Genomic DNA, 23,157 nt, shown 5'->3' with positions numbered 1-23,157 from the left:
ACACAGGAGTGCATATGGACCCCGCCGCCCTCATCGGGTTGCTCATCATCATCGGGGCCGCGATCGTCGGCGTCGTCATCATCCTGCTCGTCGTGCTGCTGCTCGCGCGCAGCTGGATCAAGGTCGCCCGCGCCGACGAGGCGCTCGTGATCTCGGGCCGCAAGCAGAAGGTGCAGCGCGCGACCCTCCTGCCGGACGGCTCGACGAGCTCTGAGATGTCCGAGTCTCCGGTCACGGTCATCGTGAACGGCAAGTCGCTCGTCAACCCGATCACGCAGCGCCACGAGATCATCTCCCTGCGCTCGCGCCAGGTGCTGCTGAACGCCGAGGCGCAGTCGCTCGACAGCGTCACCCTGAACGTCGACGGGGTCGCGATCGTGAAGATCGGATCCGACCCGCTCTTCGTGCGCCGCGCCGCCGAGCGCTTCGCCTCGCAGGACAAGGCCATCGAGCAGTTCACCACCGAGCAGCTCGAGGGCGCGCTCCGCGGCATCGTCGCGACCCTCTCCGTCGTCGAGCTGATGCGGGAGCGCAAGAAGTTCTCCGACCAGATCGCCGCCGACGTCTCGCAGGAGCTCGCCGAGCAGGGCCTGATCCTCGACTCGTTCCAGATCAAGGGCATCACCGACAAGGTCGGCTACATCCAGTCGCTCGGCGCCCCGGAGATCCAGGCGAAGCGTCAGGCCGCCGAGATCGCGCAGACCAACGCCGACCGCGCGATCAACCAGAAGCTCATCTCCAACCAGGAGGCGAACCTCGTCGAGCAGACCGCTCTCGACACCAACACCGCCAACGCCGCCGCCGGCGTCGGACGCGCCCGTGCCGAGGCCGAGCAGGCGGAGCAGCTCGCCCGCGCGCAGGCCGAGCAGGCGGTGCTCCAGCAGCAGGCCGAGAACAAGCAGGCCCAGCTCGACGCCGACGTCAAGCGCGTCGCCGACGCTCAGCGCTACGAAGCGGAGACCCGCGCCCAGGCCGAGCTCTACACGCGCGAGCGCGCCGCCGAGGCCGCCGCGATCGAGCAGGTCAAGCAGGCCGAGGCGTCCACCCGCATCGCCGAGCAGCAGGCGCAGTCCGACAAGGCCCGCGCCGACGGCGAGGCGGCCGCCGCGGTCGCCACGGCCACCGGTGAGGCCACCTCGCTGCGCGCCCAGGCCGACGCACAGGCGGCGGCTCGCCGCGTGCGCGCCACGGCCGAGGCCGACGCGATCCGCGCCGAGGGCGAGGCGAAGGCCGCCGCCGTCGAGGCCGAGGCGAAGGCCATCGCGTCGAACCAGGAGGCATTCCTGTCGCAGCGCGTCCTCGAGGTGCTGCCGTCGATCATGGCCGAGTTCGCCAAGGGCTACTCCGCGATCGGCAGCGTGTCGATCATCGGCGGATCCGGCGAGGACGGCGCCTCGAGCGTCGTCGGCGGAGACAGCGCCAAGGCGCTGCGCAGCGTCTTCGACAGCGTGCACGCCGCGACCGGGCTCGACCTGGCCGGCATCCTGCAGGGTCAGGCCGTCGGCCGCGGCTTCGGCGCGGGCCTCGCCCAGTCCGAAACCCGCCAGCCGGCCGCGCACGCGACCGCACCCGCGACCCGCGCCGCCGCGAAGAAGGCCGACGAGACCGACGAAGCCGCGGAGTAACCCCTCACGACGGACGGCGTTCGGATCCTTCGGGGTCCGGGCGCCGTCCGCGTTTCGCGGCAGACTGGACGGATGACCTCCGCGCCCTTCGACCTGCGTGCGATCGGCGCCTCGCTGTCCTTCGCCGCGGCTCTCGACGAGGTCGCCGCAGCACTCGACGCCGGGACCGCGGCCGTCATCAGCGCACCGCCCGGCACCGGCAAGACCACGCTGATCCCTCCCCTGCTCGCCTCCCGCGCCCCGGGCCGTGTGATCGTCACCCAGCCGCGCCGCGTCGCAGCACGCGCGGCCGCACGGCGGCTCGCACAGCTGGACGGATCCCCGCTCGGAACCAGGGTCGGCTTCACCGTTCGCGGCGAGCGCTCCGTGGGCCGCGATACCCGCGTCGAGTTCGTGACCGCGGGCGTGCTGCTGCGCCGGTTGCTCGCAGATCCCGGCCTCGACGGCGTGGACGCCGTCGTCATCGACGAGGTGCACGAGCGCGCCCTCGAAACGGACCTCCTGATCGGCCTGCTCGGCGAGGTACGCGAACTGCGCGACGACCTCGTGGTCGTCGCGATGTCGGCCACGCTCGACGCCGCCAGGATCGCCTCCGTGATCGGAAGCGATGACGCGCCGGCGCCGGTCGTCGAGCACACGGTCCCGGCGCATCCGCTCACCGAGCGCTGGGCGCCGAGCCCGGTCCCCCGGCTGGACGAGCGCGGCGTGACCCGGGGCTTCCTCGACCACGTTGCACGCACGGCGGCGGACGCGGCTCGGGACCTGGTCCGCCACGACCCCTCGGCCGACACGCTGGTCTTCGCGCCGGGGGCGCGCGAGGTCGCCGAGATCGCGCGTCGCATCCGCGACAGGGATCCGGTATTCGACGTCCGCGAACTGCACGGACAGATCCCGGCGGCCGAGCAGGACGCGGTCATCCGCGGCCGACGCCCCTCCGAGGCGCCGCGCATCATCGTCACCACATCGCTCGCCGAATCGTCGCTCACCGTGCCTGGCGTACGCCTCGTGGTCGACAGCGGCCTGTCCCGGTTCCCGCAGCGCGACACGGCGCGCGGCATGAGCGGGCTCGTGACGGCCGCGGCCGCCCGCTCCTCCGCCGTGCAGCGCGCCGGCCGCGCCACCCGGCAGGGGCCTGGCACGGTCATCCGCTGCCTCGACGAGCGGACCTTCGCGGCGGCACCGGCCCGGCCCGCCCCCGAGATCGCCACCGCGGACCTCGCCGATGCGGCGCTGCTGCTGGCGTGCTGGGGCGCCCCCGGCGGGACGGGACTGCGACTGATCGATCCGCTCCCCGCCGACGCCCTCGCCGAGGCGCAGTCCGTGCTGCACGACCTCGGCGCCACGGACGCCGACGGCCGCGCCACGGACGAGGGCCGCGCGCTGGCCCGGATCCCGGTCGACCCGCGCCTCGCCCGCGCCCTGATCGAAGGAAGCGGACTCGTGGGCGCCCGGTTGGCCGCGGAGGTCGTCGCACTGCTCGGCGGCGACCTGCGCACGCCCGATGCGGATGTCGCCGCCGCGATCGTCGCCCTGCGGAACGGCCGGAGCCCGGACGCGCGCCGCTGGGCGCAGGAGACAGAACGACTCCGGCGCTTCATCCCGCCTCAGCGGTCCGCGACCGCCGCAGCCGGGGTCGACGACGCAGGGCTGGTGATCGCCCTCGCCTTCCCCGCACGCGTGGCCCGGCAGGTGGAACGCACCTCGGACGGAGCCACATTCCTGCTGGCGTCGGGAACCCGCGCCGGCGTACGGGGACCGCTCGCCGGCGTCGAGTGGCTGGCCGTCGCCGACGTCGCACGGGCTTCCGGACGGGTGGCGGACGGATCTGGGGCCGTCATCCGCGCCGCTGCCGCGATCACCGAGGCACAGGTGGAGCGGGCCGCCGACCACCTGATCACGGACCGCGTGGAGGCGGAGTTCGCCGGCTCCCGCGTCACCGCCCGGCGCGAGCGCAGGGTCGGCGCGATCGTGCGCTCCTCCGCACCGGTCCGGCCGGGCGCCGAGGAGGGCCGCGACGCGGTGCGACGCGCCCTGCAGGCGCAGGGACTCGAGGTGTTCGCCTGGTCGGAGTCCGCGGATCAGCTGCGCCGCAGGCTCGCGCTGCTGAATCATGCGCTCGGATCCCCCTGGCCCGACATGTCGGACGCCGCCCTGACCGCGGCGCTCGACGACTGGCTCGGCCCCGAGATCGACGCGCTCGCGACCGGGACTCCCACGACGAGGATCGACCTCGCCCCGGCGCTGCGCCGGCTGCTGCCCTGGCCCGCCGCCACGGAGTTCGACGCGCTGGCGCCCGAGCGCCTCGAGGTGCCGAGCGGCTCACGCGTCCGGATCCAGTACCCGGCGCACGACGATCCGGCCGTGCGACCGGTGGTGGCGGTGAAACTGCAGGAGTGCTTCGGCTGGGCCGAGACCCCGCGCGTGGCCGGTGGGCGCGTGCCCGTGCTCTTCCACCTGCTCTCCCCGGCCGGACGTCCGCTCGCCGTCACCGACGATCTGGCGTCGTTCTGGTCGGGACCCTACGCCCAGGTGCGGGCCGAGATGCGCGGCCGCTATCCGAAGCACCCCTGGCCGGAGGACCCGTGGCAGGCCGCACCGACCAGGCACACCAAGAACCGCGCCGCACGCGACTAGGACGTGTGCACGACGACGTCGTGCCTGTGTTCAGGACGTGCGCCGGCGCAGCGTGAGCGGCGCAAGCACGAGGAACGCCACGGCGAAGCCCGCCACGATCAGCACCGGACGCCACAGATCCCAGTCGCCGGTGCCCGCGGTCACCGCCTGGATCGCGTCGATCGCATGACTCAGCGGCAGCCAGTCGGAGATCGTGTAGAGCACGTCGGGCATCTTGTCCCGCGGCATGAACAGTCCGCCCAGGATGATCTGCGGGAACACCAGCACCGGCATGAACTGCACAGCCTGGAACTCGGTCTGCGCGAACGCGCTCGCGAGGAGTCCGAGGGAGGTGCCCAGCAGCGCATCCACGACCGCGACGAGCCCGAGCTGCCAGAGCGGACCGTCCACGGTGAGTCCGCACACGTACACGGCGAACGCGACCGTGACCACGGCCTGCAGCACCGCCATCAGACCGAACGCGAGCGCATAGCCCAGCACGAAGTCGGCCTTGCCGAGCGGGGTGGTCATGAGCCGTTCGAGCGTGCCGGACCGCCGCTCGCGCAGCGTCGTGATCGAGCTCACCAGGAACATCACGATGAACGGGAAGAGCCCGAGGATGGCTCCGCCGAACGTGTCGAACACGCCCTTCGTGTCCGTGAACAACCAGGCGAAGAGCCCGACCAGCAGGCTCGGCGCGACCACCATGAGCGCGATCGAGCGCGGATCGTGCCGCAACTGGGTGAGCACCCGTCCCGCGGTCGCGAACATCCGGCGCGGGTTCATGATGCCGCCGCCTCTCGCTGCTCCCGGCGCGTCTGCGGATGGGCGCCGGTCTCCGAAGCCTCGTCGCGGGCGATGAGCACGAGGAACGCCTGCTCTGGGTCGGTCTTGCCCGTGTCCGCCAGCAGCTCGGCCGGTGTCGTGTCGGACACGATCCGCCCCTCGCGCATCAGCAGGAGCCGGTCGCAGCGCAGGGCCTCGTCCATCACGTGGCTGGAGACGAGCATCGTCGTGCCGGCCTCCGCGATCCGGCGGAACAGATCCCACAGCTCCGACCGCAGCACCGGGTCCAGTCCCACGGTCGGCTCGTCGAGCACCACGAGCTCGGGCGCGCCCAGCAGCGCGACGCCGAGCGACACCCGGTTCGCCTGCCCGCCGCTGAGCGCGGAGACCCGCTGCCCGGCGTAGGGCGTCAGCCCGACCTGCTCCATGACGCGATCGGCGTCGGCATGGCTGACCCCGAGCACCGCCGCGAAATAGCGCAGGTTCTGCCGCACGGTGAGATCGGAGTACACGGCGGCGCCCTGCGTGCCGTACGCGACGCGATGGCGCAGGGCGGCGGATCCGGCCTTCTCGCCGAGCACCGTGACCGCGCCGGAGCGGATCCGCTGGACGCCCACGATCGCGCGCATGAGCGTGGTCTTGCCGCAGCCGGAGGGTCCGAGCAGCCCCGTCACCTCACCCCGCGGGATCGTCAGCGCGAGGCCGTCGAACACGTCGTGCCGGCCGCGCCGCACGTGCAGCCCGTCGATCACCACCGCGTTATTCATCATGTGATGAATTATGGATCCGCGGGGGTCGGGGGTCAAGGGTCCGGGATCCGCGGAGCTCCTACTCGAACAGGTAGCGCTGGATCGTCGGGCCGACGCGCGCGACGAGCTCGTCGACCGGCGCATCCGCAATGGGCTGCAGCCGCGCCACGTACCGGGTCACGATCAGCCCGGCGATCTGCGATGCGACGAGAGTGGCGCGCAGAGCCGCATCCGGCGTCTCGAGACGCGTCGTGATCCGCCCGATCAGCTCTCTGGACAGGAAGCCCACGAGCGGCGGCGACATGACCTTGGATCCGAGCGCGACACGGATCATCGTCACTCCGCGCCGCCGCACATCGGGGCGCTCGAACGCCTCGAGCACGTAGCGCACCACGCGCTCGCCGACCTCGTCGCGGGGTCCCTCCAGGATCGTCGGGACGTCGAGGTCCGGCCGCAGCGGGATGCCGATCACCTCTGCGAACAGGTCGGCCTTGGCGCCGAAGTAGTGGTGCACGAGCGCGGAATCGACACCCGCGCGCGCCGCGATCGCCCGGATCGTGGCGCCGTCGTAGCCGTTCTCGCCGAACTCGTGCTCCGCGGCGACGACGATCCGCTCCCGGGATCCGGACTCCCCCTTGGGGCGCCCGCGGCGACGCGTCGTGCTCATCTGCTCACCCTACGACGGGTGCCGTCAGCGCGCGCCCCGAGCTCAGCACTCGATGACGTTCACCGCGAGGCCGCCCTCGCTCGTCTCCTTGTACTTCGTCGACATGTCCAGGCCCGTCTGCCGCATGGTCTCGACGACGGCGTCGAGCGAGACGTAGTGCTGGCCGTCGCCGCGCAGGGCGAGCCGGGCCGCGGTCACGGCCGTGGAGGCGGCGATCGCGTTGCGCTCGATGCACGGGATCTGCACGAGACCGCCGATCGGGTCGCAGGTGAGCCCGAGGTGGTGCTCCATGGCGATCTCCGCGGCGTTCTCGATCTGCCGGTTCGTGCCGCCCATGACCGCGGTGAGCCCGCCCGCGGCCATCGCGCACGCGGATCCGACCTCGGCCTGGCAGCCGCCCTCGGCGCCCGAGATCGACGCGTTCGCCTTGAACAGGGATCCGAGCGCGGTCGCGGTGAGCAGGAACCGGCGGATGCCGCGCCGGCGGTTGGCCTCGGCGACGGTGTCAGGGTCCTCGATCGCTCCGACGGCGACGAGCGATGCCTCGGCGCCGAACCCCATCAGCGCGCTGCCGACCAGCTCGCCGTACGGGGTGACGGCATTGCCCGCGCCGAGACCGGAGTCGGCGAGGAAGCGCCACCAGTACATCGCCACGGCCGGCAGGATCCCGGCGGCGCCGTTCGTGGGGGCGGTGACCACGCGCCCGCCCGCGGCGTTCTCCTCGTTCACGGCGAGCGCGAACGCTCCCAGCCATTCGCCGGGGACGGCGGGGTGCCCGTCGGACTCGACCTCGTCCAGCTGCTCGCGGATCGCGCCGGCGCGGCGCTTGACCTTGAGGATGCCGGGCAGCGTGCCCTCGGCGTGCAGGCCGGCGTCGACGCACGCGGCCATCGTGTTCCAGATCGCGTCGAGCCCGGCCGCGACGTCCTCCTCGCTGCGCAGCGCGGTCTCGTTGCGCCGGGCGAGCTCGGCGATCGTCAGCCCGTTCTCGTCGCACAGCTCGAGCAGGGAGGCCGCGTCCCGGTAGGCGAAGGGGAAGGCGGCCTTGTCCAGCGACCGGCCGGATTCCTCGCCGTCGCGGCGGATGAACCCGCCGCCGATCGAGTAGTAGGTCTCCTGCGCGAGGTGGATCCCGTCGGCGTCGAGCGCACGCAGGGTCATCGCGTTGGGGTGGCCGGGCAGGCGCGTGCGCGGCTCGAACGTGATGTCGTCCTTCTCGAAGACCACATCGTGCGTGCCGTTCAGCGCGAGCGAGGATCCGTCGGTCCAGTCGCCCCAGGCGCGGCGCACGTCGGCGGGATCGCAGGCCTCGGGGGTGAGGCCGCGCAGCCCCGCGACGACCGCATCGGGCGTGCCGTGGCCGAGGCCGGTCGCACCGAGGGATCCGTAGAGCGAGCAGGTGACGCGCGCCACCTTCTCGAGCTCGCCGTTCGCGGCGAGCCGCGCGGCGAAGTCGACGCCGGCGCGCATCGGGCCCACGGTATGGGAGCTCGAAGGTCCTACACCGATGGAGAACAGATCGAAGGCCGAGACGTACGCAGTCACCCCTCCAGCGTAATCCGCCGCGAGGCGTCCGGATCCGCGTCCGGCCCCGCGATCGGCAGCGTCACCACGAAAGTGGTGCCGGGCCACTGCCCCAGCGTGATCGTGCCGCCGTGCGCCTCGACCACCGCGCGGGCGATCGCCATGCCGAGGCCGGTGCCGCCGCCCTCGCGGGAGCGCGAGGTCTCTCCGCGGGCGAAGCGCTCGAACACGGTGTCGCGGACGGCTTCGGGAAGGCCAGGGCCGTCGTCCGCCACGGTGAGGCGCACGGACCCTTCGGCAGATTCGGGGATCGCCCCTTCGCCGGTGCGCACTTCGTCCAGCCGCACGCGCACGGTCGTCCCCTCCGGCGTGTGCACACGCGCGTTGCCGAGCAGGTTGTCCACCACGCGGCGCAGATCCCCGGCATCGCCGCGGACGAGAGCGGCATCCTCGCCCAGCTCCAGGATCCAGACGTGATCGGGCCCGGCGAGACGCGCGGCGAGCACGGCCTCGGCGAGCAGCAGCCGCAGATCGACCTCGTCCTGCGCGAGTGCGGGCAGCGCGTCGAGGCGTGCGAGCAGGAGCAGCTGATCGATGAGCGCGCCCATCCGCACCCCCTCGACGTCGATGAGCGCGGCGTTGCCGCGGATCTCGGGCTCCTCCGCGTCCGCACGATCGGAGAGCTGCGCGTAGGCGCGGATCGTGGCGAGCGGGGTGCGCAGCTCGTGGCTGGCGTCGGCGACGAAGCGTCGCATGGTCGACTCGCTGGCCTCGCGCTGAGCGAGGGCGCTCTCGACGTGGTCGAGCATGTCGTTCAGGGCCGTGCCGACCTGGCCGACCTCGGCGGTGGACGCGATGTCGCGGGCGTCGACCCGGCCGGCGAGTCGCACCTCGCCCCGGTCCAGCGGCACCGAGGTGACGGCCGTCGCGGTGTGCGCGACGCGGCGCAGCGGGCGCAGCGCCCGCCCCATCGCGACGGCGGCGGCCGCGATCGCGAGCACGATGCAGGCGAGGCCGACCAGCGCGACCACGAGCGTCAGCCGCCCGGTCACCGCCGTGACGGAATCGAGCGGCAGCGCCGTGACCACGCCCACTCCGCTGCGCGTGGTGCGCCCGGCGACACGGTAGTCGCCGAGCGCGCCGCCGAGGTCGAGGGTGACCGGCGCCGTGCGATCCGCGGATCCGGAGGGAAGACGCGCGGCGAGGAGTTTCTTCTGCACGGCGGTGAGATCGTGCCTCACCCCGTCGGAGGCGATCCAGCCGCCGATCTCGAAGGCGCCGTCGCGGAAGATCGCGGTGATCGTGCCGGCGGACTGGCCTGGTGCCCCGACCACGTCGTTGCGGCTGGGCCGCGTGGGCGGCGTCGGAGCAGGAGTGGGCGAGGTCGTGCCCGGCGTGGATCCGGGTCCGCGCCCGCCCGCGATGTCCGCGCCGCGCGCCGCGGCGCCGTTCAGGCGCGCGTCGACCTGGCTCAGCATGTAGTCGTGCAGCGAGAGCACCGCGACCACGCCGACGACGATGCTCACCGCCGCGACGAGGGCCGAGGCGATGAGCACCACCTGCAGGCGCAGACTGCGGGGACGCCTCATGCGCCTGGCTCGTGGTCCGTGACGCGCAGCACATAGCCGACCAGCCGCACGGTCTCCAGGTTCAGCACCGCGGAGCCTGCGAGCTTGCGACGCAGGCTCGACACGTACACCTCGACCAGATTCGACTCTGCACCGAAGTCGTAGCCCCAGACCGCCTCGAGGATCTGCGCCCGGCGCAGCACGCGCCCGGCGTTGTTGGCGAGCAGGAGCAGCAGCTCGAACTCCGTGGGGGTCAGCTCGAGCGGGGATCCGCCGAGCTCGGCCGTGGTCTCGGCCTTGTCCACCGCGAGGTCGCCGACCCGCAGCTGCGATTCGGCGGGTCGCGCGATCGCCGCGGCCGTGCGCGCCAGCACCCGCACTCTCGCCTGCAGCTCGGCGATCGCGAAGGGCTTCGTGAGGTAGTCGTCACCGCCCGCGCGGAGCCCTGCGATGCGGTCGTCGTGGCCGTCCAGGGCGGTGAGGAACAGCACCCTGATCTCGGGCCGGATCGCACGGATCCGCTCGAGGGTGTCGAGCCCGTCGATGTCCGGCATCATGATGTCGAGCACGACCACGTCGGGCTGGAACTCGCGCACGGCGATGAGGGCGCTGCGCCCGCGGTGCTCGACCCGCACCTCCCAGCCGTCGGCGCGGAGGGATCCGCCCACGGCCGCGGCGAGCGCCTGCTCGTCGTCGACCACGAGCGCCCGCGCCGCCGATCCGTCGGCCCGCACGATCGGGGGCAGACCGAGGGGCAGGGAGACCGCGGCGGAAGTCCCCGTCCCGTCGCCGTCCTTCGGCACCGCCTCCGCCATGTCCATCCTCCCCTGGCCCGCTCTGCGCGCCCGGCTCCATGGTCCGAGTCCCCTCGACGCAACTCCTGTGAGGCAGCTATGCGGCGGATGAGGATGCTCGATCGCCATGCACTCCGATCATGCCCCGTAGGCGACGGATCGGCGAGCGCGCCCGCGGAAGGTGTGGACGAGCACGACGGTGAGGGCGATGAGGGCGGGCGCACCACCGGCGAGCAGGAAGGTGATCTCGCCGCCGAGCGCGTGCACCGCCCAGCCCGCGGCGAGCGCCCCCGCCGCCTGCATGCCGGTCATGCACACGACGTAGAGAGACACCACGCGCCCGCGGATAGCGCCGTTGGCCGAGAGCTGGGTGAGCGAATCGTTGCCGATCATGAATGCGGTCCGCATCAGCATCGACGCCACCAGTCCGACGACGAACAGTCCGGCGAAGGGCGCGAGCCCGGAGCACGCCCAGACCACCCCAGAGCCCGCGAGCAGCAGCGCGCTGTCGCGGAGGCGCAGCTGTCGCCGACGTGCCGCCAGCAGGCTGCCCAGCAGAGCACCGACGGCCGACGCCGTCTGGAACAGGGTGTAGCCGAGCGTGCCGAGGCCATAGCGCTCGTTCGCCGACCAGGCCATGAGGATCGACGCCGTGAGCGCGAAGAACGCGAGCGATGAGATCAGCAGCAGGGCGGTGCGGATCTCCGGCTTGCGCCGCACGTACCGGATGGCCTCTCGGATCTGCCCCCGCCGGGCGGCGACCTTGATCGCGGGGTGCAGCGCGGAGCGCCGGATCCCCAGCAGCATCACGATGCCCGCGAGCGGCCCGACGGGCGCCGCCACGAGGGCCCATCCGGATCCGATGATCGCGACGAGACCGGCCGTGAGCAGGGCGCCGAGGATCCCGGCGAGCTGCTGCACGGCGGCGTTCAGGCTCATCGCGTTGGGCAGCGCGCGGGTGCCGACGACCTGCACGAGCAGCACCGCGCGGGCCGGCGCCTCGAACGCCGCCGCGACGCCGAGCAGAAGCGAGGAGGCCACGATCAGCGGCACGCCGGCCGTGCCGAGGATCGCCGGCACGCCCAGACAGAGTGCCGCCAGCACCACGACGAGCTGGGTCAGCACGACCGTCCGTCGCGGTGCGAAGCGGTCGCTGAGCACGCCTCCCCACGGTCCGAGCACGATCGACGGAAGCAGCTGCGACGCGACGACCAGAGCGACGAGGCCGACATCGCCGGTGAGCTCGATCATCAGCGAATCCGTGGCCAGCCGCGCCAGCCATCCGGCTGCGGAGGTCGCCGCGAGGCCGGCGAAGTAAAGCCGGAAGTTCGCCTCCTGCAGCGCCGCGAACGTCGCGCGGAAAGTCGGTCGAGTCGCGAGCACCGGCAGCGGCTCGGTGATCGGATGATCCACAGCCGACACGGAAGACATGACCTCAACGCTACGGAGGATCGCGCGATCACTCACGATAATGATGGACATAACTGTTATCGGATCTGTGAATGAGCAGGATCCCCCTGCGGGAGGAACGAGCGTGTACGAGCCCGATCTGCTGCGCTGCTTCGTCGCCGTGGCCGAGAACCGCAGCTTCTCCGAGGCCGGGAGACAGCTCGGGATCAGCCAGCCCACCGTCAGCCAGCGGGTCCGCCGCCTCGAGGAGCAGACCGGCCGCGCACTCTTCGCCCGGGACACCCACAGCGTCGGCCTCACCGACGGCGGCGAGGCGATGCTCGCGTTCGCGCGCCGCGTCCTCGCCGTGCTCGATGAGGCGCACGCGTACTTCTCCGGCCCGGCGGAACGCGCCACGGTGCGCTTCGGCACCGCTGATGACCTCGCACTCACCCACCTGCCCGGAATCCTCCGCGACTTCCGCCGGAAGAACCCGCTCGTCGACGTCGAGATCACGGTCGGACAGTCCGCCGCCCTGGTCCGACGCCTGAGGGCCGGCGCGCTCGATCTCGTCTACGTGCGGCAGGAGCCCGGGATCGCGGAGGGTCACGTGGTCCGCCGCGAGCAGCTGATCTGGAGTGCGCACCCGTCGCTGCGACTCGACCAGAGTGACGTGGTCCCTCTGGTCACGTATCCGCGACCGAGTCATTCTCGCGCCGCCGCGGTCGCCGCGCTCGAATCCGCGGGACGACGCTGGAAGGCGACCTGCACCGTCCGGGACATCGCCGGGGTCCTTGCCGGTGTCCGCGCAGGCCTCGGCGTCGCCGTCTTCCCCGGCGGGATGATGCCACCCGATCTGGTCCGCGCGGACGCCACGCTCGGCCTCCCGCGGCTGGGCACCCTCGACTTCGCCCTCATCGACGACCCGGCGGCTCCGCGTGCGCCGATCGAGGCGCTGAGCACGGCGATCATCGACTCCCACACGAACGAGGCCCGCCAGCTCCCCGGCACGCGTCCGCGGACCGATTGACGAGAGCTTCCCTCTACGCAGCCACGGTCTCGGCCTCGGCATCCGCTTCGACAGCAGCAGGCGCCGCACCTTCCGCGCGACGGGCCGACTCCGGGATGAACAGTGCCACGGCCGCGGCCACGATCGAGACGCCGGCGCCGATGAGGAGGGCCGTGCGGAAGCCTGCCTCCGAGGGCACGGCGACGTCGCCGAGGGGAATGGTCATCTGCGCGAGGATGACGCCGATGACGGCCGCGCCGATCGTCGTGCCGAGCGAGCGCATGAGGGTGTTGAAGCCGTTCGCCGCGGCGGTCTCCGAGCGGGGCACGGCGCCCATGATGATCGCCGGCATCGAGCCGTAGGCGAACGCGACCCCGCTGTTGATCACGAGGCTCGTGACGAGGAGTCCCCAGGTGCTGCCCATGCCGACGAGTCCCACGCCATAGCCTGCGGCGAGGATCACCACGCCGATCACGAGCGTGAACTTCGGCCCTCGCGCGTCGATCAGACGCCCCGCGACCGGCGACAGCAGGAGCATCATCAGACCTGCGGGGGCCATCCAGAGCCCGGCGGCGAGGATCGACTGCCCGAGACCGTATCCGGTCGCGGCCGGCAGCTGCAGCACCTGAGGCATGACCAGCATGCTCGCGTACATCCCGAAGCCCACGAAGATCGACGCGATGTTCGTCAGCAGCACACGCGGGCGGACCGTCGTGCGCAGGTCGACGAGCGGCTCCTTCACGCGCGTCTCCCACACGCCCCAGCCGACGAACGACAGCGCCGCGAGCGCGAGCAGTCCGATCGTCGACGCAGATCCCCAGCCCCACTCCGTGCCCTTCGAGATCGCGAGGATGAAGGAGACGAGACCGACCGCGAGACCGAGCGCGCCCAGGCCGTCGAAGCGCTGCCCGGCGGCTCCGGCCTGCGTCGCAGGGACGAGGATCCAGATGGCCGCGGCCGCGACGACGGTGACGGCGCTCCCGACGAGGAACAGCACTCGCCAGTCGGCGAACTGGACGACGGCGGCCGACAGCGGCAGCCCGATCGCTCCCCCGACGCCGAGGGTCGCGCTCACCGTCGCGATCGCGGAGGAGAGCTGTTCGCGGGGGACGACGTCGCGCAGCAGCGCGATGCCCAACGGCACCATGCCCGACCCCAGTCCCTGCAGTGCGCGTCCGACGATCATGATCTCGACCGACGGAGCGAGCGCGCAGACGATACCGCCGAGGATCAGCGGGATCGCGACGATCAGGATCATCCGCTTCTTGCCGAACAGGTCGCCCAGCCGGCCCGCGATCGGCACGGCGACGGCTGCGGCCAGCAGTGTCACGGTGACGATCCACGCCGTGTTCGCCGCGGAGCTGTCGAAGATCTCCGGGAACCGGGCGATCAACGGGGTCACCATCGTCTGCGTGAGAGAGGACGCGATGCCGGCGAACGCGAGGACCGCGACGATGACCTTCGGCCGGGTGGTGGATGCGGACACGACGACTCCCAACGATGTGTAACTTACATATGCATCATACACATCCGCGGTAGGATGAAGGCATGAGACGTCGCAGAATCGCGGACATCGAGTATGCGCAGATGCTGCTCAGTCGCTACACGATCGCTCAGCTGCGGCACGACGGCAGCCTCGACCGCAGCGCCTACGTCGTCCTGGCCCGCCTCGCCTCCGACGGCCCGCTCTCGATCGGAGAGCTCAGCGACCTCCTCCGTCTCGACGCGTCGACCCTGCAGCGCCAGACGACCGCAGCCATGCGCATGGGTCTCGTCGACCGCATCCCCGATCCCGACGGCGGCCCCGCCCGCAAATTCACGCTCACGAACGAGGGGAGGATCCGCCTCGATGCCACTCGCGAGCGCTCCCTCCACGCCCTCGACAAGATCCTGGGCGACTGGACCGACGACGACATCGATCGCTTCGCCGGACTGCTCCACCGGTTCAATGCCGCGATCGAGACCTACAACCCCGGATCACGGAAGGACTGAGGCGACGGCCTTCGCGAGGCCGGCGATGTCCGCCGGGCCGTATCCGCAGCAGCCGCCGATGCAGCGGGCGCCGGCGGCGACCCAGGCGCCGACCAGGGCGTGGTCGACGGCGTGCGCCTGCGACCACGTCTTGGCGGCGCTGTCCCAGACGCCGCCCCGGTTCGGGTAGGCGACGCCGGGAAGCCCTGTGACCTGCACCGCCGTCGTGATCGCACCGAGCACGTCCGCCTGATCCGAGCAGTTGACCCCCGCGGCGATCAGCGCGGATGAGCCCGCGAGAGCGGCGAAGGCCTCGGTGAGCGGCTGACCGGCGCACGTGGCCGCTCCGCGCGCCGAGTAGCTGAACCACGCCGGAAGCCCGATGTCGTCGAGCAGCGCGACCAGCACGACCGCCTCTTCCACGTCGGGGATCGTCTCCACCGCGAACAGATCAGGACCTGCTTCCGCGAGCAGCTCCAGCCGCGGACCGTGGAAGTCCCGCAGCCGGGCCGCGGAGAGGCCGTAGCCGCCGCGATACTCCGAGCCGTCGCCGAGCACGGCGCCGTACGGGCCGACGGACGCCGCGACCCGCAGGCCTGGGCGGGCCGAGGCGAACTCGTCGCGCACGTCGCGGGCGACCGTCACCCCGCGGCGGATCAGGGCACGGGCCTGGGCCGCATCGAAGCCCGCGGCGAGGAACCCGCGCTCGCTGGCCTGATACGTCGCGGTGGTCGCGACATCCGCCCCCGCCTCGAAGAACTCGCGGTGCGCCCGGGCGATCCGCTCCGGCTCGTCCGCGAGCAGTCGCGCCGTCCACAGCGCACCGTCGACCACGATCCCCTGCTGCTCCAGGGCCGTCGACAGGCCGCCGTCCAGGACCGTGACGTGCGGCATCATCGCCCCCACCTGATCCGTCCCCGTGCCGCGAAGGACGGGGGACGACGGTCGAGTACGCTCGTGCCATGCCGACCGCCGAAGATCTCGCCCAGGTCAGGACCAGCATGGGCCGCGGCTTCGATGTCCTCTCCGCACTCGCCGAGCTCCTGCCCGAGTCCCCCGCAGGCGCCACGGTCCAGGATGTCGCGCAGGCTCTCGGCCGCGAGCGCTCGCAGGTCTCCCGCACGCTGTCCGCGCTCGCCGACCAGCGGCTCGTCGTGCGCGGCGAGGATCACCGCTACCGCCTCAGCTGGGGCTGGTACGCAGCAGCACAGGATCTGACCGACCGCCGGATGCGCACCACAGGGCTCGAGGTGCTCGACGAGCTGGCATCCTCGGTCGGCGAGGCCTGCTTCCTCGGCATCCTCCAGGGCGACAGCACGCTGACGATCGTGGAGAGCATCCCTGCGGGATCCCGCATGATCGGATCCTGGATCGGCCGCGCATACCCCGCGTTCTGCAGCGACGCGGGCCAGGCCGTGCTGTGGGACGCGAGCGACGACGAAGTGCGCACCGTGTTCGCCCGCACTTCGTTCACCAGTCCAGGCCCGAACGCACCCGTGTCGGCGGAGGACTTCCTCGGTCGCCTGCGGGAAGCCAGGGAGCGCGGTTACGCGATCGTGGATCAGGAGGCCGAGCCCGGCCTCTACTCCGTGTCGGCGCCGGTGTGGGACTTCCGCGGCGAGGTCGCGGCCGCCGTCCAGATCGTCGGCGAGCGGCGGACGCTGCAGCCGCGCACGAGCGAGCTCGCGACGGCCTGCGTCGCGGCTGCTGACGCGCTTTCGGCCGCGCTCGGAGCACCCGGCGGACGCCGGGAATCGCACGGGCCTCACTGACGGCTCGCGGATGCGCTGAGCCGGTCGCGGACCTCGCCGAGGGCCGTCAGCGCCGCACGTGTTCGACGAGAGCCCTGAGGGGCGCCGCTGATCGCGATCGACGCCACGATCCCGGAGCGCCCGAGCACCGGCAGCGCGAACTCCGCGACGCCTTCTGCGTACTCGTCCACGGCGGAGATCACGCCGGCGGCCCTGTCGCGTTCGAGGAGAGCCTGCACCTCCCCTGTCGTGCGTGCCGCCGCAGGGCCCCCGACTCCGACGAACTGCACGTCCTGGAGCAGCTCGGCGAGCTGTTCCGGGGAGTGGTCCCAGAGCAGCGCCCGGCCGGCGCCGGTGCCCCAGATCGGGGTGACCGTCCCGTATCTGGTGGACAGGTCCGTGGCGCCGATGCCCGCCTCGGCGCGCAGCACGAGCGCCGCCGCGCCATCCGCGGCGCAGACGCGCGCCGTCATGCGCAACGTCGATGCCAGCGTCCGCAGTTCCTGCCGTGCGGTCCTCAGCCAGGGGGCGTCGAGGGCGGCGGCGATGCCGAAGTAGGCGTCGCCGGCCCGGAGGACCGCGTCCTCGTCGCGCTGCAGGAAGCGCAGCGCGCGCAGTTCCTGGGTGAGGCGCGACACGCGGCTGCGTTCGATCCCGGTGGCATCGGCGAGACGGGAGGCGTTGTACCCGGACCGCCCTGCCTGCTCGCGCACGACGGCCGACCCGAGCAGCGCGAGGCCCTGCGACAACGACGAGGGAGCCGACATCCTGCCTCCCCGGTTCCTGCGCCATTCTCCGGAGACGGCTGATCCGGATCCGGGTCCGGCCAGCCTATCCGGCGCCTTCGCGATCATGATGACTCCCGCCCCGCTCTTGCTCGTCGCGGGAGCAGGCGCCCCCACGCGGTGTACAGATCGGCCGCGATCTGGCCCGATGCGGCCTCGAGGTCCTGCGCGAGGATGGCCTCGCCGTCCTGTTCGCCTGCCAGCACGACCTCGTCCCCGATCCGCGCCTCGGGAACCCCGGTGACGTCGATCACGAGGGAGTTCATCGCGAGCCTGTCGACGGCGGGGACCCTGCGTCCCCGCACCAGCGCATGGGCGCGCCCGCCGAGCACCCGGTGATAGCCGTCCGCATATCCGAGCGGCACAACAGCGAGACGCGCGGCGTGCGGGATCCGATGGGCGCGGTCGTAGCCGACCGTGCTGCCGGCGGGGTAGGTGTTGATCGCGGCGATCCGAGACAGCAGTCGCAGCGCGGGACGGAGCCCTGCCATCGGAGCCGCCGTGTCCCCGTACAGCGCCGCTCCCACGCGCACGAGGTCGAATCTCGATGACGCGACCGTGAGCGCCGCAAAGGAGGTCGCGCAGTGCCGCTCGAGGCCGGGCGTCCCGCCGAGCAGGCGGACGGCCTCGGCGGACTGCACACGGAAGACCTCGGCCCCTGCGGCGACGTCCTCCTCGTCCTCACAGGGGAAGTGGGAGCAGACGCCGATCGGGCGCAGCCCGGTGAGTCCGCCGATCTCGGCGAGCTCCGCCCTGCCCCGTTCGTCGCCGACGTCGACGCCGTCGCGGCTGAGTCCGGTCGAGTTCAGGGAGACGTGCACCGGGATCCTCCGGCCTACGGCGCCCGCCGCCGCATCGATCTCGCGCGCGTGGGCGAGCCCGCCCGCCCACTCCTCGACGCCCGCGGAGGCGGCATCCTCGATCTCGTCGCGCAGCGCCGTTCGCAGCCGCATGATGCGACCACGGAATCCGAGCTCGCGGGCGCGGCTCGCCTCCTCGTTCGAGGTGACGCCGATCGTCGAGACTCCGGAGTTCATGAGGACCGGGAGGACGAGGTCGATGCCGTGCCCGTAGGCATCGGCCTTCACCACACCGCACAACGGCGTGGTGGAGCCGACGGTCTTCCGGACGACCTCGACGTTGTGCGCGATCGCATCGACGTCGACCTCGATCCATCCCGGCCCGACGGTCATCGCCGGTGGCCTGCGATCGGCTCCTCGGCGGCCGGATCCTCGCCGACCTCGACCGGCGCCTCCTCCGAGACCACGGCCGGCGCCTTCGCCCCGCGTCGCCCGTAGCGCCACCAGAAGAACAGGTAGCAGGCGCCGACGAAGGGGATGCCGAAGTACAGCGCGGCGACCTGGTTGGGATCGAAGGCGATCGCGATCACCGAGACGAGCAGCAGCACGAACGCGACGATCGGCAGGACGGGGAAGAACGGCGTCCGGTAGGGCAGTGTCGAGAGGTCGCCGCCCCGACGGAGGAACGCGCGCCGGTGGAAGAACTGCGACGCCACGATCGACATCCACACCGCGACGACCGCGAAGCCCGCGACCGACACCAGGGCGAGGTACACGGTCTCCGCCGCGATGACGCTGGACAGCAGCGAGACCAGGCCGAGCGCCATGCTCACGCTCAGCGCCACGATGGGGATCCCGCGCCGGGTGAGCCGCGTGAACGACCGCGGCGCGTGCCCCTCCTCCGCGAGCGAGAACAGCATCCGCGCGCAGGAGAACAGGCCGCTGTTGCCCGCGGAGAGCAGCGCGGTGATGATGACGAAGTTCATGATGTCCGGCGCGAGCGGCACTCCGGCGTACGCGAAGACGTCCACGAACGGGCTGCTGGTGACGCTCGCCTTGTCGTACGGCAGGATCGCGGCGATGACCGTGATCGACCCCACGAACAGCACCAGAAGTCGCAGCACCGTGGACTTCAGAGCCCGAGGGATGTTCTTGCCCGGATCCTTCGTCTCGCCGGCGGCCACCCCGATCAGCTCGGATCCGCTGAACGCGTAGAAGACGGCGAGCGACGTCATCAGGACTCCGCCGACGCCGCCGGGGAAGAGCCCGTGCGGGGTCGCGAAGTTGCTGAACAGCACGGCGCCGGGGTGCGTGCTCGAGAGCGGCGTGAATCCGAAGATCGCCGCCCCGCCGAGCACGATCAGCGCGACGATCGCGACGACCTTGATGAGCGAGAACCAGAACTCGGTCTCGCCGAACACGCGCGCGGAGATCGCATTGATCGAGAACAGCACCGCGGCGAAGACGAGGCACCAGACCCACACCGGCACGCCGGGGAACCAGCGCTGCATGAGGATCCCTGCGGCGGTGAACTCGGATCCGAGCGCCACCACCCAGCACAGCCAGTACAGCCAGGCCGTGGTGAACCCGGTGGCGGGGCCGATGGAACGCGCGGCGTAGATGTGGAACGCGCCGGAGACCGGATAGGCGGTCGCGAGCTCGCCGAGGCACGCCATCACCAGATAGACGACGAGCGCGCCGATGAGGTACGCGATGATCGCGCCGAGCGGGCCGGCCTGACTGATCGTGTACCCGGAGCTGAGGAACAGTCCCGATCCGATCACGCCGCCCAGAGCGATCATGATCAGGTGCCGCGCGTCCATGGAGCGCTGCAGCCGGCGCAGCGGCACCTGGGTGGCGGTGGTGTGGGGCAGGGCGTTGGGCAGCGCCTTCTCCCCGGGAAGTGGGCTCATGATGTCTCGCATTCGAAGGGTGTGAGGGGTGAGACGAACATCTGCGTGCTATATCACCACATCCATGTGTCGATGTCGCACGCAGTGTTTCCGGACATTACCGCGAGGGAGTCCGCCCGCACAACCGTTCCCGGGGCTCGCCCGCCGCTGATCGCCGATTCGGGCGAAACGTCATCGCGGTGGGCACAACGGCAGTGCGCTCGGACGATCGGGCAGGCGCGCACCGACACCCCGCGCGCTCAGGATGGATCGCGACCTGCCCACCCCCTCCGAGCATCGAAGGAGCACGACGTGAATCGTCATGACCTCGCCCTCATCGGCTTCGGCGGCGTGAACCGCGCCCTCGCCGAGATCATCCACGACCGCGGAGAGGGGCTCGCGGACGAGCTCGGCTTCGCGCTGCGCGTCGTCGCGATCACCGACCTGCGCCTCGGCTCGCTCATGCAGTCCGACGGCATCGATCTCGGCGCCGTGCTCGGGATGGCCGATGGCGCCACCTTCGCCGGACTCACCGGCGGTGTCGCGGTGCCGCAGAACGACTACGTGATCCGCAGCACCACGGCCGACATCGTCGTGGAGGCGACGTTCACGAACCCCGTGGACGGCGAGCCCGCGGTGTCGCACGTGCGCGCGGCCCTGGAGAGCGGCAAGAGCGTCACGACGACGAACAAGGGTCCGGTCGCGCTCAGGGGGACCGAGCTCAACCGCATCGCGGACGCGCAGGGCGTGCGGTTCGAGTACGAGGGCTCCGTGATGAGCGGCACGCCCGTGCTCCGCTTCGCGTCCGATGCTCTGCCGGGCCTTCGGGTCTCGGCCGTGCAGGGGATCCTGAACGGCACGAGCAACTACGTGCTGGGGCGGATGGAGACCGGCATGACGCTGGCCGACGCCGTCGCAGAGGCACAGGCGCTCGGCTACGCCGAGGCCGATCCGACGGCCGACATCGAAGGATCCGACGTGCAGCTGAAGGTCGTGATCCTCGCCAACGAGATCCTCGGCGCGGACATCACGACGGCCGACGTCGAGCGGCGCGGGATCTCCGGCATCACCCAGGAGGACATCGTCGAAGCGGCCGCCGACGGAAAGCGCTGGAAGCTGATCGGCACCGCCCGCCGCGATGACGCGGGCGAGGTGGTCGCCACGGTCGAGCCCGTCGCACTGCCCTCGACGCATCCGCTGGCCGGCATCTCGGGGCCGATGAACGCCGTGTCCTTCGACACGGATCTGCTCGGCACCGTGACCGTCTCGGGTCCCGGCGCCGGTCGCATGGAGACCGCGTACGCGCTCCTCTCCGACATCATCGCGATCGACGCGCACCAGCGCGCCCTCGCCGAGGCGACCCGATGAGCGCGCCCGCCATCGCGGTACCGCACGACGTGACGGAAGCTGCGGCGCTGGCCGTGCACAGCCCGTTCGACGGCAGGGCGATCGGATCCGTCCGGCAGAGCGCGCCCGGCGACGTGGCAGGGATCCTGGAGCGGGCGCGCACCGGCTTCGCGATCTCGCGCACGCTGTCCCGCTTCGCCCGACACGAGATCCTCGACCGCGCCGCGGGTCTGCTCCGCGACCGGGCGGACGACGCGGCCGCGCTCATCGTGGGCGAGGCCGGCAAGACCATCCGGCAGGCGCGCAAGGAGGTGCGCCGCGCGGTGACGACGCTGTCCCTCTCCGCCGAGACGGCGCGGTCGCACGCGGGCGAGGTGATCCCCTTCGACGCCTTCGAGGGATCCGAGAAGCGCCGCGGCTGGTTCACCCGGGAGCCGCTCGGCATCATCGTCGCGATCACGCCCTACAACGACCCGCTCAACCTCGTCGCGCACAAGCTCGGCCCGGCGGTCGCCGCGGGGGACGCGGTCATCCTGAAGCCCTCCCCGTTCGCCCCGCTCACCGCGGAGTTCCTCGTCGCCCTGCTCGTCGAAGCCGGCCTGCCGACAGAGGTCATCACGACGGTCCACGGCGACCCTGCGGTCGCGCAGGCGCTCGTGGCCGCGCACGACGTCCGGCTGATCTCGTTCACCGGCGGGTTCGCGACCGGCGAGGCCATCGCGCGCAGCGCAGGGCTGAAGCGGCTCGCGATGGAGCTCGGCGGCAACGCCCCCGTCCTGGTGTTCGCGGACACCGACATCCCGGCGGCGGTCGAGGCCTGCGTTTCTGGCGCGTTCTGGGCCGCGGGCCAGAACTGCGTGGGAGCGCAGCGGATCCTGGTGCAGCGCGAGGTGCACGAGCGCTTCCGCGACGCCTTCGTCGCCCGCACGAGGGAGCTCGTCGCCGGCGACCCGACGGATGAGCGCACGGATGTCGGCCCGATGATCACGGTCGAGGCCGCCGAGCGCGCGCAGCGTCTCGTCGACGATGCCGTCGCGGTCGGAGCCCAGGTGCTCGCCGGGAACCGCCGCGAGGGCTCGGTGTACTGGCCGACCGTCCTCGATGCGGTGCCGTACTCCTGCGCGCTGTGGCAGGACGAGGCATTCGCCCCGGTCGTGGCGCTCGCTCCCTTCGACACCGAGGAGGAGGCGATCGCCCTGGCGAACGAGACCGACTACGCCCTGCATGCCGGGGTCTTCACGGCGGATCTCACCCGGGCGCTGCGCGTCTCGGAGCAGATCGAGGCGGGGGGCGTGATGATCAACGACTCCTCGGACTACCGTGTCGACAGCATGCCGTTCGGGGGTGCGAAGCACGGCAGCATGGGCCGGGAAGGCGTGCGGTTCGCCTACGAGGAACTGACCCAGCCCAAGGTGGTGTGCATCAGCACCTGACCCGGGGCGGCGCCGATCAGGGTCTGTCGATCACGCGAGTGAGCGACAGCGACGTGACCGTGTTCTCGACGCCGGGCAGGGCGGCGATCATCTCCCAGATCTCGCCGATCCGGTCCATGGTGTCCGCCCGCACGGTGACGAAGAGGTCGAACTCGCCGGAGAGGATGTCGCAGCGCACCACCTCGGGGATCCGCTCGAGCGCCGTCACGACGTGCGCGCCGCGCATGCGATCGGTGCGATAGACCATCACGATCGCGGTCACGCGTCGTGCCGCCGCCGCTCCGCGCACCACGGTGTACCCCGCGATCACGCCGTCGCGCTCCATGCGCTCGATCCGCTGCTTCACCGCGTTGCGCGACAGATGCACCCGGGCCGCGAGCTCCACGAGGGCGACGCGGGCGTCCGCCGTCAGCTCCGCCAGGATGCGGTGGTCCGTCCCATCCACGCTGCACCT

The 23,157-nt window shown here is 71.9% G+C and carries 20 protein-coding genes; 7 read left to right on the top strand and 13 right to left on the bottom strand.

Annotated features, from left to right (window positions below; translation table 11 throughout):
* The first annotated feature begins 14 nt into the window (after positions 1-14).
* Both RS86_RS13540 and hrpB read left to right on the top strand, forming a co-directional pair.
* Positions 15-1,625, top strand: a complete 1,611-nt coding sequence (locus RS86_RS13540) for a flotillin family protein (RefSeq protein ID WP_045272773.1) — start codon at positions 15-17, stop codon at positions 1,623-1,625.
* 72 nt (positions 1,626-1,697) lie between these two features.
* Positions 1,698-4,259, top strand: coding sequence for an ATP-dependent helicase HrpB (gene hrpB / locus RS86_RS13535; RefSeq protein WP_045272772.1), 2,562 nt, complete (start codon positions 1,698-1,700; stop codon positions 4,257-4,259).
* A 30-nt stretch (positions 4,260-4,289) separates the two neighbouring features.
* Here hrpB and RS86_RS13530 read toward each other — a convergent pair whose 3' ends face one another.
* From RS86_RS13530 to RS86_RS13500, 7 genes are all read right to left on the bottom strand, one after another.
* Positions 4,290-5,024, bottom strand: coding sequence for an ABC transporter permease (locus tag RS86_RS13530; protein ID WP_045272771.1), 735 nt, complete (start codon positions 5,022-5,024; stop codon positions 4,290-4,292).
* Complete coding sequence (locus RS86_RS13525) at positions 5,021-5,794, bottom strand: ABC transporter ATP-binding protein (protein WP_045272770.1); 774 nt, start codon at positions 5,792-5,794, stop codon at positions 5,021-5,023. The genes RS86_RS13530 and RS86_RS13525 overlap by 4 nt, the downstream gene beginning before the upstream one ends.
* A 58-nt stretch (positions 5,795-5,852) precedes the next feature.
* Entirely contained in the window at positions 5,853-6,440 is a 588-nt protein-coding gene (locus RS86_RS13520; RefSeq protein WP_045272769.1) for a TetR family transcriptional regulator, read from the bottom strand.
* Between the two features lie 42 nt (positions 6,441-6,482).
* Positions 6,483-7,985 (bottom strand): L-serine ammonia-lyase, iron-sulfur-dependent, subunit alpha, encoded by a 1,503-nt coding sequence (locus RS86_RS13515; RefSeq protein ID WP_045272768.1) that lies wholly within the window; start codon positions 7,983-7,985, stop codon positions 6,483-6,485.
* On the bottom strand, positions 7,982-9,553 hold the full coding sequence (locus RS86_RS13510; protein WP_045272767.1) for a sensor histidine kinase: 1,572 nt from the start codon (positions 9,551-9,553) through the stop codon (positions 7,982-7,984). The genes RS86_RS13515 and RS86_RS13510 overlap by 4 nt, the downstream gene beginning before the upstream one ends.
* Positions 9,550-10,347 carry a response regulator transcription factor gene (locus RS86_RS13505; RefSeq protein ID WP_082076780.1) on the bottom strand — a complete coding sequence of 266 codons (798 nt, stop codon included), beginning with the start codon at positions 10,345-10,347 and terminating at the stop codon, positions 9,550-9,552. The genes RS86_RS13510 and RS86_RS13505 overlap by 4 nt, the downstream gene beginning before the upstream one ends.
* Before the next feature lie 117 nt (positions 10,348-10,464).
* Positions 10,465-11,757 carry an MFS transporter gene (locus RS86_RS13500; protein WP_045272766.1) on the bottom strand — a complete coding sequence of 431 codons (1,293 nt, stop codon included), beginning with the start codon at positions 11,755-11,757 and terminating at the stop codon, positions 10,465-10,467.
* Between the two features lie 103 nt (positions 11,758-11,860).
* Here RS86_RS13500 and RS86_RS13495 point away from each other — a divergent pair, with 103 nt between their 5' ends.
* The gene (locus RS86_RS13495; RefSeq protein WP_045272765.1) at positions 11,861-12,745 is read left to right on the top strand and encodes a LysR family transcriptional regulator; all 885 of its coding nucleotides are present in this window, start codon (positions 11,861-11,863) and stop codon (positions 12,743-12,745) included.
* Positions 12,746-12,758: 13 nt separating this feature from the next.
* Here RS86_RS13495 and RS86_RS13490 read toward each other — a convergent pair whose 3' ends face one another.
* Positions 12,759-14,210, bottom strand: a complete 1,452-nt coding sequence (locus RS86_RS13490) for an MFS transporter (protein ID WP_045272764.1) — start codon at positions 14,208-14,210, stop codon at positions 12,759-12,761.
* A gap of 62 nt (positions 14,211-14,272) precedes the next feature.
* Between RS86_RS13490 and RS86_RS13485 the strand changes: the two genes are divergently transcribed.
* Entirely contained in the window at positions 14,273-14,716 is a 444-nt protein-coding gene (locus tag RS86_RS13485; protein WP_045272763.1) for a MarR family winged helix-turn-helix transcriptional regulator, read from the top strand.
* Here RS86_RS13485 and mmuM read toward each other — a convergent pair.
* Positions 14,702-15,592, bottom strand: a complete 891-nt coding sequence (gene mmuM / locus RS86_RS13480) for a homocysteine S-methyltransferase (RefSeq protein WP_045272762.1) — start codon at positions 15,590-15,592, stop codon at positions 14,702-14,704. The genes RS86_RS13485 and mmuM overlap by 15 nt on opposite strands.
* Before the next feature lie 65 nt (positions 15,593-15,657).
* Between mmuM and RS86_RS13475 the strand changes: the two genes are divergently transcribed.
* On the top strand, positions 15,658-16,467 hold the full coding sequence (locus RS86_RS13475; RefSeq protein WP_045272761.1) for an IclR family transcriptional regulator: 810 nt from the start codon (positions 15,658-15,660) through the stop codon (positions 16,465-16,467).
* Here the strand turns inward: RS86_RS13475 and RS86_RS13470 are convergent.
* From RS86_RS13470 to RS86_RS13460, 3 genes are all read right to left on the bottom strand, one after another.
* Positions 16,461-17,213: an IclR family transcriptional regulator domain-containing protein gene (locus RS86_RS13470; protein ID WP_045272760.1), complete on the bottom strand. Its 753-nt coding sequence runs from the start codon at positions 17,211-17,213 to the stop codon at positions 16,461-16,463. The genes RS86_RS13475 and RS86_RS13470 overlap by 7 nt on opposite strands.
* A gap of 83 nt (positions 17,214-17,296) precedes the next feature.
* Positions 17,297-18,424, bottom strand: a complete 1,128-nt coding sequence (alr, locus tag RS86_RS13465; protein ID WP_045272759.1) for an alanine racemase — start codon at positions 18,422-18,424, stop codon at positions 17,297-17,299.
* The gene (locus tag RS86_RS13460) at positions 18,421-19,944 is read right to left on the bottom strand and encodes an amino acid permease (RefSeq protein ID WP_045272758.1); all 1,524 of its coding nucleotides are present in this window, start codon (positions 19,942-19,944) and stop codon (positions 18,421-18,423) included. Before RS86_RS13460 ends, alr begins: the two co-directional genes overlap by 4 nt.
* 291 nt (positions 19,945-20,235) lie before the next feature.
* On the opposite strand from RS86_RS13460, the gene RS86_RS13455 reads away from it, so the two are divergent.
* On the top strand, positions 20,236-21,291 hold the full coding sequence (locus tag RS86_RS13455; protein ID WP_045272757.1) for a homoserine dehydrogenase: 1,056 nt from the start codon (positions 20,236-20,238) through the stop codon (positions 21,289-21,291).
* Entirely contained in the window at positions 21,288-22,703 is a 1,416-nt protein-coding gene (locus tag RS86_RS13450) for an aldehyde dehydrogenase family protein (RefSeq protein ID WP_045272756.1), read from the top strand. Before RS86_RS13455 ends, RS86_RS13450 begins: the two co-directional genes overlap by 4 nt.
* A gap of 16 nt (positions 22,704-22,719) precedes the next feature.
* Here the strand turns inward: RS86_RS13450 and RS86_RS13445 are convergent, their stop codons facing one another.
* Positions 22,720-23,148, bottom strand: a complete 429-nt coding sequence (locus tag RS86_RS13445) for an Lrp/AsnC family transcriptional regulator (RefSeq protein WP_045272755.1) — start codon at positions 23,146-23,148, stop codon at positions 22,720-22,722.
* Positions 23,149-23,157: the final 9 nt, after the last annotated feature.

The organism is Microbacterium azadirachtae (genome assembly GCF_000956505.1).
GTDB classification, from domain to species: Bacteria; Actinomycetota; Actinomycetes; order Actinomycetales; family Microbacteriaceae; genus Microbacterium; species Microbacterium azadirachtae_A.
Note: the sequence above shows the minus strand (reverse complement) of the source record. Positions and strands in the feature narration are given on the sequence as shown.

What these genes read in the sequence shown, in the direction of transcription:
- RS86_RS13510 (WP_045272767.1), bottom strand. Translation starts at nt 9,553, where the DNA reads ATGAGGCGTCCCCGCAGTCTGCGCCTGCAGGTGGTGCTCATCGCCTCG.
- alr (WP_045272759.1), bottom strand. Translation starts at nt 18,424, where the DNA reads ATGACCGTCGGGCCGGGATGGATCGAGGTCGACGTCGATGCGATCGCG.
- RS86_RS13505 (WP_082076780.1), bottom strand. Translation starts at nt 10,347, where the DNA reads ATGGCGGAGGCGGTGCCGAAGGACGGCGACGGGACGGGGACTTCCGCC.
- RS86_RS13500 (WP_045272766.1), bottom strand. Translation starts at nt 11,757, where the DNA reads ATGTCTTCCGTGTCGGCTGTGGATCATCCGATCACCGAGCCGCTGCCG.
- RS86_RS13475 (WP_045272761.1), top strand. Translation starts at nt 15,658, where the DNA reads ATGCCGACCGCCGAAGATCTCGCCCAGGTCAGGACCAGCATGGGCCGC.
- RS86_RS13460 (WP_045272758.1), bottom strand. Translation starts at nt 19,944, where the DNA reads ATGAGCCCACTTCCCGGGGAGAAGGCGCTGCCCAACGCCCTGCCCCAC.
- RS86_RS13530 (WP_045272771.1), bottom strand. Translation starts at nt 5,024, where the DNA reads ATGAACCCGCGCCGGATGTTCGCGACCGCGGGACGGGTGCTCACCCAG.
- RS86_RS13525 (WP_045272770.1), bottom strand. Translation starts at nt 5,794, where the DNA reads ATGATGAATAACGCGGTGGTGATCGACGGGCTGCACGTGCGGCGCGGC.
- RS86_RS13470 (WP_045272760.1), bottom strand. Translation starts at nt 17,213, where the DNA reads ATGTCGGCTCCCTCGTCGTTGTCGCAGGGCCTCGCGCTGCTCGGGTCG.
- hrpB (WP_045272772.1), top strand. Translation starts at nt 1,698, where the DNA reads ATGACCTCCGCGCCCTTCGACCTGCGTGCGATCGGCGCCTCGCTGTCC.
- RS86_RS13450 (WP_045272756.1), top strand. Translation starts at nt 21,288, where the DNA reads ATGAGCGCGCCCGCCATCGCGGTACCGCACGACGTGACGGAAGCTGCG.
- RS86_RS13520 (WP_045272769.1), bottom strand. Translation starts at nt 6,440, where the DNA reads ATGAGCACGACGCGTCGCCGCGGGCGCCCCAAGGGGGAGTCCGGATCC.
- mmuM (WP_045272762.1), bottom strand. Translation starts at nt 15,592, where the DNA reads ATGATGCCGCACGTCACGGTCCTGGACGGCGGCCTGTCGACGGCCCTG.
- RS86_RS13485 (WP_045272763.1), top strand. Translation starts at nt 14,273, where the DNA reads ATGAGACGTCGCAGAATCGCGGACATCGAGTATGCGCAGATGCTGCTC.
- RS86_RS13540 (WP_045272773.1), top strand. Translation starts at nt 15, where the DNA reads ATGGACCCCGCCGCCCTCATCGGGTTGCTCATCATCATCGGGGCCGCG.